Source organism: Rothia sp. BD8 (genome assembly GCF_044878465.1).
GTDB lineage: Bacteria > Actinomycetota > Actinomycetes > Actinomycetales > Micrococcaceae > Rothia > Rothia kristinae.
Genome location: NZ_JANJES010000002.1, coordinates 243,340 through 260,126, shown reverse-complemented (window position 1 = coordinate 260,126; position 16,787 = coordinate 243,340). Strand labels below are relative to the sequence as shown.

The window sequence follows — 16,787 nt, the reverse complement described above, 5'->3', positions numbered from 1 at the left end:
CCCCCGTGAGCGACAAGCCCGTCGTCCTGCTCGCCGAAGAGCTCTCTCCCGCGACCGTCGAGGCCCTGGGCCCGGCCTTCGAGATCCGCCGCACCGACGGCGCGGACCGCACCCGGCTGCTGGCCGACATCGCCGAGGTCGACGCGATCCTGATCCGCTCGGCCACGACCCTGGACGCCGAGGCCATCGCCGCCGCCCACCGCCTGAAGGTCATCGCCCGCGCCGGGGTCGGCCTGGACAACGTGGACATCCCCGCCGCCACGGCCGCGGGGATCATGGTGGTCAACGCCCCCACCTCCAACATCATCTCCGCCGCCGAGCTGACCGTCGGGCACATCCTGGGTCTGCTGCGCAACATCTCCCAGGCCAACGCCTCGCTGCGGGCCGGGGAGTGGAAGCGCTCGGCCTACACCGGCACCGAGCTGTACGAGAAGAAGGTCGGCATCATCGGCCTCGGGCGCATCGGCGGGCTGGTGGCCGAGCGCCTGGCGCCCTTCGGCACCGAGCTGCTGGCCTACGACCCCTTCGTCACCGCCCCGCGCGCGGCCTCCCTGGGCGTGCGCCTGACGGACCTGGAGACCCTGCTGGCCGAGGCCGACGTGATCACCATCCACATGCCCAAGACCCCCGAGACCATCGGGATGCTCGGGGCCGAGGCCTTCGCCGCGATGAAGGACACGGCCGTCGTCGTCAACGTCGCCCGCGGCGGACTGGTGGATGAGCGTGCCCTGGCCCAGGCCCTGAAGGAGGGGCAGATCGCCGGGGCCGCGCTGGATGTCTTCGAGACGGAGCCGGACACCGGGCTGGACCTGGTGGACCTGCCGCAGGTGGTGACCACCCCGCACCTGGGCGCCTCCACCCGCGAGGCCCAGGAGAAGGCCGGGGTGTCCGTGGCCCGCTCCGTGAAGCTGGCCCTGGAGGGCGAGCTCGTCCCGGACGCGGTCAACATCGCCGGCGGACCCATCGACGCCGACGTGCGCCCCGGCATCGCGCTGGCCGAGAAGCTCGGGCGGGTGCTCACCGCCCTGAGCACGGACTCGCCGCTGACCAGCATCGAGGTGCGCATCGCGGGGGAGATCGCGCAGAAGGACGTCTCCTCCCTGCGCCTGGCGGCCCTCAAAGGCGTGTTCACTGACGTGGTCTCGGAGAAGGTCTCCTACGTCAACGCCCCCATGATCGCCGAGCAGCGGCAGGTGGAGACCTCCCTGGTGACCACCCCCGAGGTCGAGGGCTTCCGCAACGAGACCACGATCAGCGCGATCCTGGCCGACGGCACCCGGCTGTCCGTCTCCGGCACGGTCACCGGCCCCAAGCTGGTGGAGAAGCTCACCGGGATCAACGGCTTCGACTTCGAGGTCAACCTCACCGACCACATGCTCCTGCTGGACTATCGGGATCGCCCGGGGATCATCGCCGCGATGGGGACCCTGCTGGGCACCGCCGGGGTCAACATCGCCGGCATGCAGGTCTCGCGGGCCGAGAACGAGGAGCGGGCCTTCTCCGTGCTCGCCCTGGACTCCCCGGCCGCCCCCGCGATGGTCGCCTCCATCCGGGACACCATCCGCGCCGGCCTGGCCGCGGCCGTGTCCCTGACGGACTGAGCCCGCAGGATCCGCCACCTCGATACAGTGGGAGCCATGACTTCACCCGCCGATCCGTACTACCTCACCACCGCGATCGTCTACCCCAACGGGGATCCGCACATCGGCCACGCCTACGAGCACATCGCCTGCGACGTGTTGGCCCGGTTCAAGCGCCTGGACGGCTACGACGTGCGATTCCAGACCGGCACGGATGAGCACGGACAGAAGATGCAGACCTCCGCGGCCAAGCAGGGCATCACCGCCAAGGAGCTGGCCGACGCCAACTCCGCGAAGATCCGGGCCATGGACGATCTGCTGGGGATCAGCTACGACCGGTTCATCCGCACCACGGATCCCGACCACGCGGCCGCTTGCCAGGAGATGTGGCGGCGCATGGAGGCCAACGGGGACATCTACCTGGACACCTACGCCGGGTGGTATTCGGTGCGCGATGAGGCCTTCTACGCCGAGGAGGAGACGGAGCTGCGCTCGGACGGGGTGCGCTACGCGATCCCCACCGACACCGAGGTGGAGTGGACGGAGGAGGAGTCCTACTTCTTCCGCCTCTCCAAGTACCAGGACCGCCTGCTGGAGCTGTACCGCACCGAGGGCCTGGCCATGCCGGAGCACCGGCGCAACGAGGTCGCCTCCTTCGTGGCCTCGGGGCTGCGGGATCTGTCCATCTCCCGGACCACCTTCGACTGGGGCATCCCCGTGCCGGGGGATCCGAAGCACATCATGTATGTGTGGGTGGACGCCCTCACCAACTACCTCACCGGCCTGGGCTTCCCGGACGTCGACGGCGAGATGTTCCGCCGCTACTGGCCGGCGGACTTCCACGTGATCGGCAAGGACATCATCCGCTTCCACACGGTCTACTGGCCGGCCTTCCTCTGGTCGGCCGGCATCGAGCTGCCCCGCAACGTCTTCGCCCACGGCTTCCTGCTCGTGGACGGGGCCAAGATGTCCAAGTCCGTGGGCAACGTGCTGGATCCGGCGCAGCTGGTGGACTCCTTCGGGGTGGACCCGCTGCGGTTCTTCCTGCTGCGCGAGGTCACCTTCGGCCAGGACGGCTCCTACAGCGCCCCGGCGATCGTCTCGCGGATCAACTCGGACCTGGCCAACGACCTGGGCAACCTCGCCCAGCGCTCGCTGTCCATGGTCGCGAAGAACTGCGGGGGAAAGGTCCCGGAGGCCGGGGAGCCGACCCCGGAGGACGCCGCCCTGCTTCAGGCCGCCGACGCGCTGCTGCCGGCGGTGCGCCGGGACCTGGAGGTCCTGGACTTCCACCGCGCGCTGGATCGGATCTGGCGGGTGATCGCCGAGGCCAACCGCTACTTCACCGCCCAGGAGCCGTGGAAGCTGCGCAAGGCGGACCCGGAGCGGATGGCGGCCGTGCTGGCCACGACGCTGGAGGTCCTGCGGACCGTGGCGCTGCTGGTGCAGCCGGTGATGCCGACGTCGATGGCCCGGCTCCTGGATCAGCTGGGCCAAGAGGAGGGCTCGGCGCGGATGTTCTCCGCCGTCGAGCAGCGCATCCGCCCCGGCACCGAGCTGCCCAGTCCGCAGGGGATCTTCCCCCGCGTGGAGCTGCCCGAGTCCTGAGCAGACAAGGCTCCTGCCTTGTGAGGGGTGCACACAAGGCTATGGCCTTGTAGGATCGTTCCATGGTGTTCGTGCTCACGGTCGATCAGATCGACTCCCGCCACCACCCGGATCGCATCCCGGAGCTGGACGGCGCCCCCTGGGCGGATCGCGCCCGCCTGCCCTTCGCCCGGACCGCCGGGGATGAGGCCCAGGCGGTGTTCGATGAGGCCCGGGACGCGCTGCGCTGCGCGGTGGAGCTGGCCCTGACCGGCCGGTGGCACTGCGGGATCGGGCAGGGCCCGGCCCGCCTCCCGGCGGGGCAGCCGGATTCCCGGGCCGGGCGCGGCCCCGCCTTCCTCCGGGCGCGCACCGCCGTCGAGCAGGCCAAGGCCGACCCCTCGCACCTGGGCTTCCAGGGTGGCCCCGCCGACGCCGACCCTGCCGGGCCATCTTCCGCGGAACCAGACCCGGATGCACCCCGGCCGGGTGCACCGGATCTGGCCGCCGCCGTGCAGGCCCAGCTGCGCCTGATCCTGCGGGTGCGCGCTCGGCAGCGCGAGACCACGCGGCAGGCCTACGACCTGGCGCTGACCGGCCTGACCCAGGCCGAGGCCGCGGCCCGGCTGGGCATCACCCAGCAGGCCGTCTCCGAGCGGCTGGACACCGCCCTGTACCGCCCACTCGAGGAGGTCATGGGCCACGCCGTCGCGCTGGCCGCGGCCCTCGAAGCGCGCGAGGGCTCCGAGGCCCGGGCCTCGAATCCTCGGACCTCCGGCACACCGACCGATGGGAGCAGACCATAACCTTCATCGCCCTCGTCCTGTCCCTGACCGCCGCCTTCATCGGGGCCGTCACCTGCCTGCGCGTGCCGCTGGCCTCCACGCGGTGGCGGATGGCCTGGGCCGCCGTGCTGCTGGCCCTGCTGGTGGTATGCGCGGTGCTGCTGCTCGCCGATCCCGGCACGCTCGCAGGCCAGGCGCCCAGCCTCGGCGCCGTCGAGGTCCTGCTGCTCGTGCTCGGGTGCGCGGGAGCGGCGGTCCCGGGCGGATCGGTCGTCAGCGCCGCCGTGCTCGGGCTGGCCCACCGCACGACGATTCCCGACGGCTCGGCCGGCCCGTCTGAGCCGCAGGATCCGGAGCGGGATCCCGTGCTGCGCTGCGGACAGTGGATCGGGCTGCTGGAGCGGGCCGCGGTCTTCGCCGCGCTGCTGCTGGGCTGGCCGGCCGGGCTCGGCGTGATCGCGGCGATCAAGGGACTGGGACGCCTCGGGCAGCTGCGCGGCGGGGCGGGAGCCGAGCGCTTCATCGTCGGCACCTTCGCCTCGGTGCTGTGGGCGGCCGCCTGGGCCGGGCTGGCCTGGCTCGCCGTGCGCGGGGCCGCCCACGGGGCACTGGGGTTCACATCGTGAGACGGGGTGTCCAGGATGCGGTTTCCGCGAGGACCCGAGGACTACCGTGGTGTCATGCCCACCACGTCTGAGCCCCCCGCCCCCTCCTCCGCCGCGCTGGACCTGGCCGTCATCCCCGGGGACGGGATCGGCCCCGAGGTGACCGAGCAGGCCCACCGCGTGCTGGTGCGCGCGGCCGAGACCGAGGGCGTCGCCGTGCGCTCCACCAAGTACGCCCTGGGCGCCGAGCACTGGCTGCGCACCGGGGAGACCCTCACCGAGGGCACCCTCGCTCGGCTGGCCGAACACGACGCGATCCTGTTCGGCGCCGTCGGGGCGGATCCGCGCTCGGCCGAGGTGCCCTCCGGGCTCGTGGAGCGGGAGATCCTCCTGCGCCTGCGCTTCGCCTTCGACCACTACGTCAACCTGCGCCCCTCCCGGCTGCTGCCCGGGGCCGTCTCGCCGCTGCGCGATCCGGGGGAGATCGACTTCGTCGTCGTGCGCGAGGGCACCGAGGGGCCCTACACCGGCAGCGGCGGCTCCCTGCGCACCGGCACCGATCACGAGATCGCCACCGAGGTCTCCGTGAACACGGCCCACGGGATCCGCCGCCTCGTGCGCTACGCCTTCGAGCTGGCCGAGACCCGGCGCCGGCGCCTGACCCTGGTGCACAAGACCAACGTCCTCGTGCACGCGGGGCGGCTGTACTCCCGGATCCTCGACGAGCTGGCCGCCGAGCATCCCGACGTCGCCGTGGACTACCTGCACGTGGATGCGGCGACGATCTTCCTGACCACGGACCCCTCCCGCTTCGACGTGATCGTCACGGACAACCTCTTCGGGGACATCCTCACCGACCAGGCCGGGGCGATCACCGGAGGCATCGGATACGCCGCGTGCGGGAACATCGACGCCTCCGGGGCCCACCCCTCGATGTTCGAGCCCGTGCACGGCTCGGCCCCGGACATCGCGGGACGGGGGATCGCCGATCCCACCGCGGCGATCCTGGCCGGCGCGCTCCTGCTGCGCCACCGCGGGATGGAGGCGGCGGCCGCCGGCATCGAGCGGGCCGTGGAAGCCGACCTGCGGGAGCGCTCCGGAGCCGAACGCTCCACCGCCGAGATCGGGGAGGCCATCCTGACCCGCCTGTGACCGCCCGACCGCCCGCCGCCCCCGAGAAACCCGCCATCCCAGCACCGAAACGAGGAACCCCTCCCATGACCCCCGAGCAGCCCCAGCCCTCCTTCCGCTTCGTCGAGAACACCGATCCGGTCAGCGATGCCCGGCGTCGGGAGATCCTCGCCGATCCGGGCTTCGGGGACCACGCCACGGACTACGTCGCCGCGATCCGGTGGAGCGGGCGCAGCCCGGAGGAGGGCACCTGGACGGACCCGCGGATCGAACCCCGCGCGCCGCTGCAGCTGGACCCTGCCAGCGCCGTGTTCCACTACGGCCAGGAGGTCTTCGAGGGCCTGAAGGCCTACCGGCACGCCGACGGCTCCGTGTGGCTGTTCCGCCCCGAGGCCAACGCGGCTCGGCTGAACCGCTCGGCCGAGCGCCTGACCCTGCCCGCCCTGCCCCCGGAGCTGTTCCTGGCCTCCCTGGACGAGCTCGTGCGCCGCGATCACCGCTGGATCCCCGACGGGGAGGGCACCTCCCTGTACCTGCGGCCCTTCATGATCGCCACCGAGCCCTTCCTCGGGGTGCGTCCCTCCCGGGAGGTGCTCTACGAGGTCATCGCCTCCCCGGCGGGCAACTACTTCGGCACCCCCGAGCCGGTGGACATCTGGCTGTCCACCACCTGGGCGCGGACCCACGCCGGCGGCACCGGATTCGCCAAGTGCGGCGGCAACTACGCCGCCAGCCTGCTGCCCCAGCTGGAGGGCGAGGCGCAGGGCTGCAAGCAGGTGATCTTCACCGACCGGAACCGCGAGGACGCCGTTGAGGAGCTCGGCGGAATGAACGTGTTCTTCGTCACCCGCGATGGGAAGCTGGTGACCCCGGAGCTGACCGGCACCATCCTGCCCGGCATCACCCGCGACTCCGTGATCCACCTGGCCCAGGACCACGGGATCGAGGTCGAGGAGCGCACCGTGACCCTGGGGGAGTGGCGTGAGGGCGTCGCCTCCGGGCAGATCGCCGAGATCTTCGCCTGCGGCACCGCCGCGGTGATCGCCCCCATGGGCCGGCTGCTCTCCGAGCGCGGGGAGATCCCCGCCCCGGCGCAGACCAACGGGGAGATCACCACCTGGCTGCGCGATCAGCTGGTGGGCATCCAGCACGGCACCGTCGAGGACCCCTACGGGTGGATGCACCGGGTCCTGTGACCTGACGGCCGCCTCCCGCCCGGCCGGCGCCGCACCCTCGCGGCGTCGGCCGGGCGGGCACGCGCTAGGCTGGGAGCCATGCGCATCGCGAGATTCACCGCCGAGAACGAACTGCACTTCGGCCGCGTGGACGGTGGGCCGGGGGAGGAGATCCTGACCGTCCTGGCCGGCGATCCCTTCTACACCGGCATCCAGCCCACCCGGCAGACCTACGCGATCGACGACGTCCGCCTCGTCTCCCCGATCATCCCGCGCTCCAAGATCGTCGGGGTCGCGCGCAACTGGAGCGGGCACGCCGAGGAGCTGGGAAACGCGACCCCGAGCACCCCGCAGCTGTTCCTTAAGCCCAATACCGCGGTGGCCGGGCCCGGGGACCCCATCACCCTGCCCGAAGCCAGCGAGGAGGTCTCCTACGAGGCCGAGCTTGCCGTGGTGATCGGGCGCATGGCCAAGTCCGTGCCGGTCGAGCGGGTGCCGGAGGTGGTCTTCGGCTACACCGCGGCCAACGACCTCACCGCCCGGGACCTGCAGCGCACGGACCTGCAGTGGGCGCGCGCCAAGGGCTTCGACGGTGCCTGCCCGCTGGGCCCGTGGATCCAGACCGAGCTGAACACCGAGGAGCTGTCCATCCGCACCTGGCTGGACGGGGACCTCGTGCAGGACGGGACCACCGCGGACATGGTCTTCTCCGTGCCTGAGCTGGTGGCCGCCGTCTCCGAGGCCTTCACCCTGCTGCCCGGGGACGTGATCCTCACCGGCACCCCGGACGGGGTGGGCCTGGTCCGGGACGGGCAGGAGGTCGAGATCGAGATCGAGGGGATCGGCGGGCCGCTGGTGAACACCTTCCGGGACGCCTGAGCCGCCGAGCACCCCCTCCCGGGCGCCCCCCCTCCCGCCATCACACGAACCATCGCACCGAAACATCGCACGAGAGAGCTGAGCTGAACACCGATATGTCCGACGCCATCACCCCCACCGTGAGCGGAAACCGCCCCGTGCGTGTGCGCTTCTGCCCTTCGCCCACCGGCACCCCGCACGTGGGCATGGTCCGCACGGCCCTGTTCAACTGGGCCTACGCCCGGCACACCGGCGGCACGCTGGTGTTCCGCATCGAGGACACCGACGCCGCCCGGGACTCCGAGGAGTCCTTCCAGCAGGTCATCGAGGCCCTGCACTGGCTCGGCATCGACTGGGACGAGGGCGTCGGCGTCGGCGGGCCGCACGAGCCGTACCGCCAGTCCCAGCGCGGGGAGATCTACGCCGAGGTCATCGACAAGCTCGTGGCCGCGGGCCTGGTCTACGAGGACTTCTCCACCCCCGAGGAGGTCGAGCAGCGCCACCGCGAGCGCGGCGAGGACCCCAAGCTCGGCTACGACAACCACGACCGGAACCTCACCGAGGAGGAGAAGGCCGCGTTCCGCGCCGAGGGCCGCCAGCCGGTGCTGCGCCTGCGGATGCCGGATGAGGACATCACCTTCCACGACCTGGTCCGCGGGGAGATCACCTTCAAGGCCGGCTCCGTGCCCGACTACGTGGTGGTCCGGGCCAACGGCAAGCCCCTGTACCCTCTGGTCAACCCCGTGGACGACGCGCTGATGGGCATCACCCACGTGCTGCGCGGAGAGGACCTGCTCTCCTCGACGCCGCGGCAGATCGCGCTGTACCGGGCGCTGGTGCAGATCGGCGTCGCCGAGTTCATCCCGGAGTTCGGCCACCTGCCCTACGTGATGGGCCAGGGCAACAAGAAGCTGTCGAAGCGGGACCCGGAGTCCAACCTCTTCCTGCTGCGCGAGGCAGGGTTCATCAAGGAGGGCCTGGTCAACTACCTGGCGCTGCTGGGCTGGTCCCTGTCCTCGGATCAGGACGTGTTCTCCCTGCAGGAGATGGTCGAGCACTTCGACGTCCGCGACGTGCTGGCCAACCCGGCGCGCTTCGACGTGAAGAAGGCCGAGGCGATCAACGGCTCCCACATCCGCCTGCTGGGCCGGGATGAGTTCGAGGAGCGGCTGATCCCGTATCTGCGCGAGGCCGGCATCGTGCACGAGAGCCTCAGCGACCGGGAGCGGGAGATCCTGCACGCGGCGGCGCCGCTGGTGCAGGAGCGGATGCAGCTGCTGGGGGAGGCCCCGGGGCTGCTGGGGTTCCTGTTCCGCGCAGACGACCAGATCGAGATCGCCGAGGACGCCCGCAAGCAGCTGAAGGAGTCCGCCCCCCAGGTGCTCGACGCCGCACGGGCCGCGCTGGGGGACCTGCAGACCTGGGAGGCCGCCCCGATCGAGCAGGCCCTGCGAGACGCCATCGTGGAGGGCCTGGGGATCAAGCCGCGCCTGGCCTTCGGGCCCGTGCGCATCGCGGTCTCCGGGGCCCGGATCTCCCCGCCGCTGTTCGAGTCTCTGGAGATCCTGGGCCGGGACTCCTCCCTGGCGCGCATCGACGCGCTGCGCGCCGAGCTCGGCGGGACCGCGGACTGACCCGGCCGACGCCGCCGCGCCCGTCCCGCAGCGGGGAGGGCGCGGCGGCGCTGCTCTGTGGAGGAGGACACGCGGCCTCGAGTTGCGCGCCCCGCGGGGTGTCGGTAGAGTGAATGTCCGTTGCAGCGATGGAAGCGGGCCGAAAGGTCGGCCATCCGGCAGCGATGGGATATGGTGTAATTGGCAACACAACGGTTTCTGGTACCGTCATTCTAGGTTCGAGTCCTGGTATCCCAGCGAAGCGCTCAGGCATCTGAAAGCTCGGATGTGAGAAGCTTCACCGAGAATGGATTTTGCAGGATCTCACGGATTCGGTAGAGTTTTTCGAGGCGCAGGACGCCGGGGGATTCCCCGGGGAAATGCTTCCGGCCCCATCGTATAGCGGCCTAGTACTCCGCCCTCTCACGGCGGCAACACCGGTTCGAATCCGGTTGGGGTCACGGCCTAAGATGAGAAGCCCGGCAGAACAGATGTTCTGCCGGGCTTCTCTCGTCTCCGCCCCGATTCTTCCGCCCTTCCTCGGTGATGCCGCGGGCATGGATCGCCGGTCTCGGGGGCGGGCGCCCGGGCCGCCGGTTGCGAACGGACGGCCCGGGCCTGCCCGCCGCCCACCCGCCCCGCTCAGGCTTGGGCGCGCAGGGCGTCGCTGAGCTGGCGGGCGGCCTGGCAGACGACGTCGGCGTGCAGGCGCCCCGGCTGACGGGACAGCCGCTCGATGGGACCGGAGATCGACACCGCGGCGATCACCTTGCCGGCCGGGTTGCGCACCGGGGCCGAGACCGAGGCGATGCCCCGCTCCCGCTCGCCCACCGACTGCGCCCAGCCCCGACGGCGCACCGCCGCCAGCACCGTGGCCGAGAAGCGCGCCTGGCGCAGCCCCTCCAGCAGCCGGTGATGATCCTCCCAGGCGATGAGCACCTGCGCGGCCGATCCGGCCTTCATGGACAGCTGCGTGCCCACCGGGATCGTGTCCCGCAGCCCGATGGGGCGCTCTGCGCTGGCCACGCAGATCCGCCATTCGCCCTGACGGCGGTAGACCTGCGCGGATTCCCCCGTGGCGTTGCGCAGCTGGTTCAGCACCGGCCCGGCCGCGGCGAAGAGCCGATCCTCCCCGGAGGCGGCGGCCAGCTCTCCCAGGCGCGGGCCCAGCACGAAGCGGCCCTGCACGTCCCGGGCCACCAGGCGGTGATGGGTCAGGGCCACGGCCAGGCGGTGCGCGGTGGGCCGGGCCAGCCCGGTGGCCTCCACCAGCTGCGCCAGGGAGGCCGGGCCGGCCTCCAGGCAGTCCAGGATGTGGGTGGCCTTGTCCAGAACCCCGACGCCGCTGGGCCGCACGGCCACGCTCATGGGATCCGCGGTGCCCAGGCCTCCGAGGATGCGCTCCCCGGATTCCTCCGGGTGGATCCCGGTGGGCCCCTCGGGGTCGCTCGGCGTGGTGCTGGTGCTCATGGTCGACGTCTCCGATCTCAAATGGTGGAAGGCTGGTCCATTTCCTGGAAGCCTACCCGATCCCTCGGCACAATGAGTCACCGAGCACACTTCGCGCCGCCCCTCGCGGCGCGGCATCGAGAAGGAGCAAGGACATGGCCGAGGCATCCCGCCCCCGCACCCTGGCCGAGAAGGTCTGGGAGGACCACCGCGTCGTCACCGGGCAGGACGGCGCGCCGGACCTCATCTACATCGACCTGCACCTGCTCCACGAGGTCACCTCCCCGCAGGCCTTCGAGGGGCTGCGCCTGGCCGGGCGGCGCCGGCGCCGCCCGGACCTGACCATCGCCACCGAGGACCACAACACCCCCACCCAGGACATCTTCCGGCGCATCGCGGACCAGACCTCCCGCCAGCAGATCGAGACGCTGCGGGCCAACGCCGCCGAGTTCGGGGTGCGCATCCACTCCCTGGGCGATGCCGAGCAGGGCATCGTGCACGTCGTCGGCCCCCAGCTGGGGCTGACCCAGCCCGGCATGACCGTGGTGTGCGGGGACTCGCACACCTCCACCCACGGGGCCTTCGGGGCCCTGGCCTTCGGCATCGGCACCAGCGAGGTCGAGCACGTGATGGCCACCCAGACGCTGTCCCTGGCCCCGTTCAAGACCATGGCGATCACCGTGGACGGGCACCTGAAGCCCGGGGTCACCGCCAAGGACATCATCCTGGCGGTCATCGCGAAGATCGGCACCGGCGGCGGGCAGGGATACGTCCTGGAGTACCGGGGATCCGCGATCGAGGAGCTGTCCATGGAGGGCAGGATGACCATCTGCAACATGTCGATCGAGGCCGGAGCCCGGGCCGGGATGGTCGCCCCGGATGAGACCACCTTCGCCTACCTCAAGGACCGCCCGCACGCCCCGCAGGGGCAGGAATGGGAGCGGGCGGTGCAGTACTGGCGCTCCCTGCGCACGGACGAGGGCGCGGGCTTCGACGCCGAGGTCGTCATCGACGGCGACGCCCTGGAGCCCTTCGTCACCTGGGGCACCAACCCCGGCCAGGGGGTGCCGCTGTCCGAGGCCGTGCCGGATCCGGGCAGCTTCGCGGAGGAGAGCGCCCAGGCCTCCGCGGCCAAGGCCCTGCAGTACATGGACCTGCGGGCCGGGACCCCCATGAAGGAGATCCCGGTGGACACCGTGTTCCTCGGCTCGTGCACCAACTCCCGGATCGAGGACCTGCGCGCGGCCGCCGAGATCCTGCGCGGGCGCACCAAGGCCGAGGGGGTGCGGATGATGGTCGTGCCCGGCTCCGCCCGGGTGCGCCTGCAGGCCGAGGAGGAGGGCCTGGATCGGATCTTCACCGAGTTCGGCGCGGAATGGCGCTTCGCCGGCTGCTCGATGTGCCTGGGCATGAACCCGGACCAGCTGGCCCCGGGGGAGCGCTGCGCCTCGACCTCCAACCGCAACTTCGAGGGACGCCAGGGCAAGGGCGGACGCACCCACCTGGTCTCCCCGCTGGTCGCCGCGGCGACCGCGGTGCGCGGGACCCTGAGCTCCCCGGCCGACCTGCCCGCCGCACAGCCGGTGCCCGCCTGAGCCCCGCCGCGCTCCCGAGCGGATCCTCGATTCCCGCCCCTTTCGTCGAAGAAGGCCCCGTCATGGAACCCATCACCCGCCACACCGGCATCGCCGCCCCGCTGCGCGCGGGCAACGTGGACACCGATCAGATCATCCCCGCCGTCTACCTGAAGCGGATCACCAAGACCGGATTCGACGACGCCCTGTTCGCCGGCTGGCGCAAGGACCCCGACTTCGTGCTCAACCAGCCGGCCTTCCGGGCCGCCTCCGTGCTGGTGGCCGGACCGGACTTCGGCACCGGCTCCTCCCGGGAGCACGCCGTCTGGGCGCTGAAGGACTACGGCTTCCGCGTGGTCATCTCCGCCCGGTTCGCCGACATCTTCCGCGGCAACGCCGGCAAGCAGGGACTGGTGGCCGCCCAGGTCGAGCAGCCCGACGTCGAGCTGCTGTGGAAGGCCATCGAGGAGGAGCCGGGCCGGCAGATCACGGTGGACCTCACCGAGCGCACCGTGGTCTGCGGCGGGCTGCAGGTGCCCTTCCGGATCGACGAGTACACGCGCTGGCGGCTGATGGAGGGGCTGGACGACGTCTCCCTGACCCTCTCCCACGAGCAGGAGATCGAGGACTTCGAAGCCCGGCGGGCCAGCTTCAAGCCCCGCACCCTGCCGGTGCGCACCTGAGGGGCCGCGCCGGCCCCGCAGCCGGTGCGCGCGGGGCGAATCCACCCCGGTCGCCGGTCCGGGGAATTGGCCTGGACGGGAAACTGAAATAATCTGGGGACGTCCTTTCCGCGACCATCGGCGCTGGTGAGGGCTGCTCGGGCCGCGGCCAGACCGCGCGGCGTTCCCCTCACGATTGGACAGCTATGATCGGCGCTTTGAACATCAAGGGCGGTGAGCCCCTCCGCGGTGAGGTGGCCGTGCGCGGGGCCAAGAACCTGGTCCCCAAGGCCATGGTCGCGGCGCTGCTGGGCGCCAGCCCGTCGGTGCTGCGCAGCGTCCCGGAGATCAAGGACGTCACGGTCGTCACCGACCTGCTGTCCCTGCACGGGGTCACCGTCACCAAGGACCCGGACAACGGGGACCTGACCCTGGACCCGACCAACGTCTCCGTGGCCCAGCACGCGGACATCGACGCCCACGCCGGGGACTCCCGCATCCCGATCCTGCTGTGCGGCCCGCTGCTGCACGCCATCGGCGAGGCCTTCATCCCGGATCTGGGCGGATGCAAGATCGGGGACCGGCCCATCGACTACCACCTGCAGGTGCTGCGCAACTTCGGCGCCGAGGTGGACAAGCTGCCCTCCGGCATCCGCATGATCGCCCCCAAGGGTCTGAAGGGCGCCAAGATCGAGCTGCCCTACCCCTCCGTGGGGGCGACCGAGCAGGTGCTGCTGACCGCGACCCGCGCGGAGGGCAACACCGAGCTGCGCAACGCCGCGACCGAGCCGGAGATCATGGACCTGATCGCGATCCTGCAGAAGATGGGCGCGATCATCACCGTGCAGACGGACCGGGTCATCCACATCGAGGGCGTGCCCGAGCTGTCCGGGTACAACCACAAGGCGCTGCCGGACCGCATCGAGGCGGCCTCCTGGGGCTCCGCGGCCCTGGCCACCGGCGGGGACATCTTCGTGCGCGGGGCCCGCCAGGGGGACATGATGGCCTACCTGAACACCTTCCGGAAGCTCGGCGGCGGCCTGGACATCACCGACGAGGGCATCCGGTTCTTCCACCCCGGGGGCAAGCTGAACCCGCTGATCGTGGAGACCAACGTGCACCCCGGGTTCATGACGGACTGGCAGCAGCCGCTCGTGGTGGCCCTGACCCAGGCCGACGGCGTGTCCATCGTGCACGAGACCGTGTACGAGAACCGCTTCGGCTTCACCACCGCCCTGAACCGGATGGGCGCCTCCATCCAGCTGCACCGCGAGTGCCTGGGCTCGGTGCCCTGCCGCTTCGGGCAGCGCAACTTCCTGCACTCGGCCGTCATCTCCGGACCGACCCCGCTGCACGGGGCGGACATCAACATCCCGGACCTGCGCGGCGGCTTCAGCCACCTCATCGCGGCCCTGGCGGCCGAGGGCGACTCGAAGGTCACCGGGGTGGAGCTGATCAACCGCGGCTACGAGCGCTTCGTGGACAAGCTGCAGGCCCTGGGCGCGCGCTTCGACGTCGACGACGCCGCGGGACGCTGATCCGGATGGCCTCCCAGCAGCCCGGCCCGAGCGGTCACGGCACCGCGGCGGCGGCCCGCGCCACCGGCAACGGCCCCACTAGGGCCGGGGATGCCCTGTTCCACGTGGCGGCCACGGTGGTGCGCGCGGTGTACTCCCTGGCGCTGCGCAAATCCTGGTCGGGTGAAGAGCACCTGCGCCGCGACGGCGGCTACATCGTCGTGGCCAACCACGTGACCGAGGTGGATCCGCTGACCGTGGCCTACCCCGTCTACCGCTCCGGCACGATCCCGCGCTTCCTGGCTAAGGAGTCCCTGTTCCGGGTCCCGGTGCTGGGCGCGCTGCTACGGGCCACCGCCCAGATCCCCGTCTTCCGCGGGTCCATGGACGCCAGCAGGTCCCTGAAGGCGGCCCGCGCCGTGGTGGACGCCGGGGGAGCGGTGATCATCTACCCGGAGGGCACCCTCACCCGGGACCCGGACCTGTGGCCCATGGCCGGGCGCACCGGGGCGGCCCGGCTCGCCCTGGCCACCGGGGCGCCGGTGATCCCGGTGGCCCACTGGGGCGACCAGGAGCTGCTGCCCCCGCACGCGAGTCGGCCCCGCCTGTTGCCGCGCAAGAGCGTGCGCACCCTCATCGGGGCGCCGCTGGAGCTGTCCGATCTGGTGGGCGAGGATCGCACCCAGCACGTGGACCGCGCGGTGCTGACCGAGACCACCGAGCGGATGATGTCCGCGATCACGCAGCTGCTGGAGCAGCTGCGCGGGGAGAGCGCCCCGCCCGGGCGCTGGGATCCCCGACAGGGCCGGCGCGTGAGCCACCCCGAGCGCTGAATCCCGGGAGTCCGGTGCCAGACCGGGCCCCGGCTGATCCTCGGGCCCACGGTCCGGGATGGAGGAGGACGACGATGACCGCACAGCCCGCACCGCACCCCGACGCCGCACGCCACGTCGACGCAGCACCGCACCCCGACCTCGCCCCGGACCCGGCCCCGCAGGGCGGGCTCCCGGGGAAGGTCGCGGTGCTGGGGGCGGGCAGCTGGGGCACGGCCTTCGCCAAGATCACCGCCGACGCCGGAGCCCAGACCCGAAGCCCCTGGCCGGTGGCCGTGTGGGGCCGGGACGCCCAGGCCATGGAACAGGCCCAGCGCCTGCGCACCAACGACCGCTACTTCCCGCACACCCGCCTGCCCGAGGCGCTGGAGTTCTCCTCCGACGCCGCGGCCGTGCTGGACGGGGCCGACGTCGTCGTGCTGGGGCTGCCCGCCCAGGCCCTGCGCGCGCAGCTGGAGGCCGTGCGCGAGGCGGTGGCCCCCGAGGCCGTGCTGATCTCCCTGGCCAAGGGCCTGGAGCGGGGCACCGGCCTGCGGATGTCCGAGGTGGTCGACCAGGTGCTGCCCGGGGCGATCGAGCGGGTCGCCGTGCTCTCCGGGCCGAACCTCGCCCGGGAGATCATCCAGGAGCAGCCCACCGCCTCCGTGGTGGCCGCCCGACACGCCGACGTAGCCGCGCGGGCCGCGGCCGCGTGCAACGCCCCGTACTTCCGCCCGTACACCTCCGCGGATGTGGTGGGGGCGGAGATCGGCGGACTGGTCAAGAACGTCATCGCCCTGTGCGTGGGGATCTGCGAGGGCCGGGACTACGGAGACAACTCGAAGGCCTCCGTGATGACCCGCGGCCTGGCCGAGACCACGCGCCTGGCCCTGGCCCTGGGCGGGCGCCCGGAGACCATGGCGGGACTGGCCGGGATGGGGGACCTGGTAGCCACCTGCTCCTCCCCGCTGTCCCGCAACCACACCGCGGGCCGCCTGCTCGGGGCGGGGCTGAGCGAAGCGGAGGTCGCCGCGCGCATGACCCAGACCGCGGAGGGCATGAAGTCCGCCCGGGTGGTCCTGGAGCTGGCCCGGCGCCACGGGGTGGAGATGCCGATCGTCGAGGCGGTCGTGGCGGTGCTGGAGGGGCGGGTCGCGGTGGAGCAGCTGCAGCCGATGCTGCTGGGCCGGCGCCTGAAGGCCGAGACCCCGCACCGGGACTGATCCCCGCACTCCGGGCCGCTGAGCCCGGCGACGGCGGATATCCGCACCGCGCGGGAATTGCGTCAGAACATTCTTCGCTAATTCTCCCGAGCATATCCGCGACGTCACATCGCCGTCATCTTCGCCGATATCCCCGAATATTGCGCCGATGATGCCGATAATGGTTGCGACGGCAGGTGAGACCGGGCTTCCGCGATCGCGGAGACCCGCGCTGCC

The 16,787-nt window shown here is 71.7% G+C and carries 14 protein-coding genes and 2 tRNA genes; 15 read left to right on the top strand and 1 reads right to left on the bottom strand.

The genetic code is table 11. The annotated features are described in order from the left end of the window. The first annotated feature begins 5 nt into the window (after window positions 1–5). The 10 genes from serA to NQ707_RS02760 all read left to right on the top strand — a co-directional run bounded on the left by serA (window position 6) and on the right by NQ707_RS02760 (window position 9,795). Entirely contained in the window at window positions 6–1,601 is a 1,596-nt protein-coding gene (serA, locus tag NQ707_RS02805) for a phosphoglycerate dehydrogenase (protein WP_058730603.1), read from the top strand. Between the two features lie 36 nt (window positions 1,602–1,637). Then, the gene (gene metG, locus NQ707_RS02800) at window positions 1,638–3,188 is read left to right on the top strand and encodes a methionine--tRNA ligase (protein WP_404434657.1); all 1,551 of its coding nucleotides are present in this window, start codon (window positions 1,638–1,640) and stop codon (window positions 3,186–3,188) included. Window positions 3,189–3,250: 62 nt separating this feature from the next. Further along, a complete protein-coding gene (locus tag NQ707_RS02795) occupies window positions 3,251–3,973 on the top strand; it encodes a hypothetical protein (RefSeq protein WP_058730605.1) in 723 nt (240 codons plus the stop codon). Between the two features lie 89 nt (window positions 3,974–4,062). Next, on the top strand, window positions 4,063–4,578 hold the full coding sequence (locus NQ707_RS02790; RefSeq protein WP_196826296.1) for a hypothetical protein: 516 nt from the start codon (window positions 4,063–4,065) through the stop codon (window positions 4,576–4,578). A gap of 54 nt (window positions 4,579–4,632) precedes the next feature. Next, entirely contained in the window at window positions 4,633–5,709 is a 1,077-nt protein-coding gene (locus NQ707_RS02785; protein ID WP_058730607.1) for a 3-isopropylmalate dehydrogenase, read from the top strand. A gap of 65 nt (window positions 5,710–5,774) precedes the next feature. After that, the gene (locus NQ707_RS02780; protein WP_061224993.1) at window positions 5,775–6,884 is read left to right on the top strand and encodes a branched-chain amino acid aminotransferase; all 1,110 of its coding nucleotides are present in this window, start codon (window positions 5,775–5,777) and stop codon (window positions 6,882–6,884) included. 78 nt (window positions 6,885–6,962) lie between these two features. Continuing rightward, a complete protein-coding gene (locus tag NQ707_RS02775; protein ID WP_061224992.1) occupies window positions 6,963–7,742 on the top strand; it encodes a fumarylacetoacetate hydrolase family protein in 780 nt (259 codons plus the stop codon). Between the two features lie 95 nt (window positions 7,743–7,837). Continuing rightward, window positions 7,838–9,355 carry a glutamate--tRNA ligase gene (gene gltX, locus NQ707_RS02770; protein WP_404434646.1) on the top strand — a complete coding sequence of 506 codons (1,518 nt, stop codon included), beginning with the start codon at window positions 7,838–7,840 and terminating at the stop codon, window positions 9,353–9,355. A gap of 165 nt (window positions 9,356–9,520) precedes the next feature. Then, window positions 9,521–9,592 (top strand) — tRNA-Gln (locus tag NQ707_RS02765). A 130-nt stretch (window positions 9,593–9,722) separates the two neighbouring features. Further along, a tRNA-Glu gene (locus tag NQ707_RS02760) sits at window positions 9,723–9,795 on the top strand. A 181-nt stretch (window positions 9,796–9,976) separates the two neighbouring features. Here NQ707_RS02760 and NQ707_RS02755 read toward each other — a convergent pair. Beyond that, window positions 9,977–10,702, bottom strand: coding sequence for an IclR family transcriptional regulator (locus NQ707_RS02755; protein ID WP_058731260.1), 726 nt, complete (start codon window positions 10,700–10,702; stop codon window positions 9,977–9,979). Between the two features lie 236 nt (window positions 10,703–10,938). On the opposite strand from NQ707_RS02755, the gene leuC reads away from it, so the two are divergent. The 5 genes from leuC to NQ707_RS02730 all read left to right on the top strand — a co-directional run bounded on the left by leuC (window position 10,939) and on the right by NQ707_RS02730 (window position 16,571). Then, a complete protein-coding gene (gene leuC / locus NQ707_RS02750) occupies window positions 10,939–12,378 on the top strand; it encodes a 3-isopropylmalate dehydratase large subunit (RefSeq protein ID WP_404434643.1) in 1,440 nt (479 codons plus the stop codon). A 62-nt stretch (window positions 12,379–12,440) separates the two neighbouring features. Then, complete coding sequence (leuD, locus tag NQ707_RS02745; protein WP_058731253.1) at window positions 12,441–13,040, top strand: 3-isopropylmalate dehydratase small subunit; 600 nt, start codon at window positions 12,441–12,443, stop codon at window positions 13,038–13,040. A gap of 185 nt (window positions 13,041–13,225) precedes the next feature. Next, window positions 13,226–14,557: a UDP-N-acetylglucosamine 1-carboxyvinyltransferase gene (gene murA, locus NQ707_RS02740; RefSeq protein ID WP_058731252.1), complete on the top strand. Its 1,332-nt coding sequence runs from the start codon at window positions 13,226–13,228 to the stop codon at window positions 14,555–14,557. Window positions 14,558–14,562: 5 nt separating this feature from the next. Beyond that, on the top strand, window positions 14,563–15,369 hold the full coding sequence (locus NQ707_RS02735; RefSeq protein ID WP_081046038.1) for a 1-acyl-sn-glycerol-3-phosphate acyltransferase: 807 nt from the start codon (window positions 14,563–14,565) through the stop codon (window positions 15,367–15,369). 74 nt (window positions 15,370–15,443) lie between these two features. After that, complete coding sequence (locus NQ707_RS02730; protein ID WP_081046039.1) at window positions 15,444–16,571, top strand: NAD(P)H-dependent glycerol-3-phosphate dehydrogenase; 1,128 nt, start codon at window positions 15,444–15,446, stop codon at window positions 16,569–16,571. Window positions 16,572–16,787 lie beyond the last annotated feature (216 nt).

Coding starts and splice junctions, on each gene's coding strand:
- metG (WP_404434657.1), top strand. CDS start 1,638: ATGACTTCACCCGCCGATCCGTACTACCTCACCACCGCGATCGTCTAC.
- NQ707_RS02795 (WP_058730605.1), top strand. CDS start 3,251: ATGGTGTTCGTGCTCACGGTCGATCAGATCGACTCCCGCCACCACCCG.
- NQ707_RS02790 (WP_196826296.1), top strand. CDS start 4,063: ATGGCCTGGGCCGCCGTGCTGCTGGCCCTGCTGGTGGTATGCGCGGTG.
- NQ707_RS02785 (WP_058730607.1), top strand. CDS start 4,633: ATGCCCACCACGTCTGAGCCCCCCGCCCCCTCCTCCGCCGCGCTGGAC.
- NQ707_RS02780 (WP_061224993.1), top strand. CDS start 5,775: ATGACCCCCGAGCAGCCCCAGCCCTCCTTCCGCTTCGTCGAGAACACC.
- NQ707_RS02775 (WP_061224992.1), top strand. CDS start 6,963: ATGCGCATCGCGAGATTCACCGCCGAGAACGAACTGCACTTCGGCCGC.
- gltX (WP_404434646.1), top strand. CDS start 7,838: ATGTCCGACGCCATCACCCCCACCGTGAGCGGAAACCGCCCCGTGCGT.
- NQ707_RS02755 (WP_058731260.1), bottom strand. CDS start 10,702: ATGAGCGTGGCCGTGCGGCCCAGCGGCGTCGGGGTTCTGGACAAGGCC.
- leuC (WP_404434643.1), top strand. CDS start 10,939: ATGGCCGAGGCATCCCGCCCCCGCACCCTGGCCGAGAAGGTCTGGGAG.
- leuD (WP_058731253.1), top strand. CDS start 12,441: ATGGAACCCATCACCCGCCACACCGGCATCGCCGCCCCGCTGCGCGCG.
- murA (WP_058731252.1), top strand. CDS start 13,226: ATGATCGGCGCTTTGAACATCAAGGGCGGTGAGCCCCTCCGCGGTGAG.
- NQ707_RS02735 (WP_081046038.1), top strand. CDS start 14,563: ATGGCCTCCCAGCAGCCCGGCCCGAGCGGTCACGGCACCGCGGCGGCG.
- NQ707_RS02730 (WP_081046039.1), top strand. CDS start 15,444: ATGACCGCACAGCCCGCACCGCACCCCGACGCCGCACGCCACGTCGAC.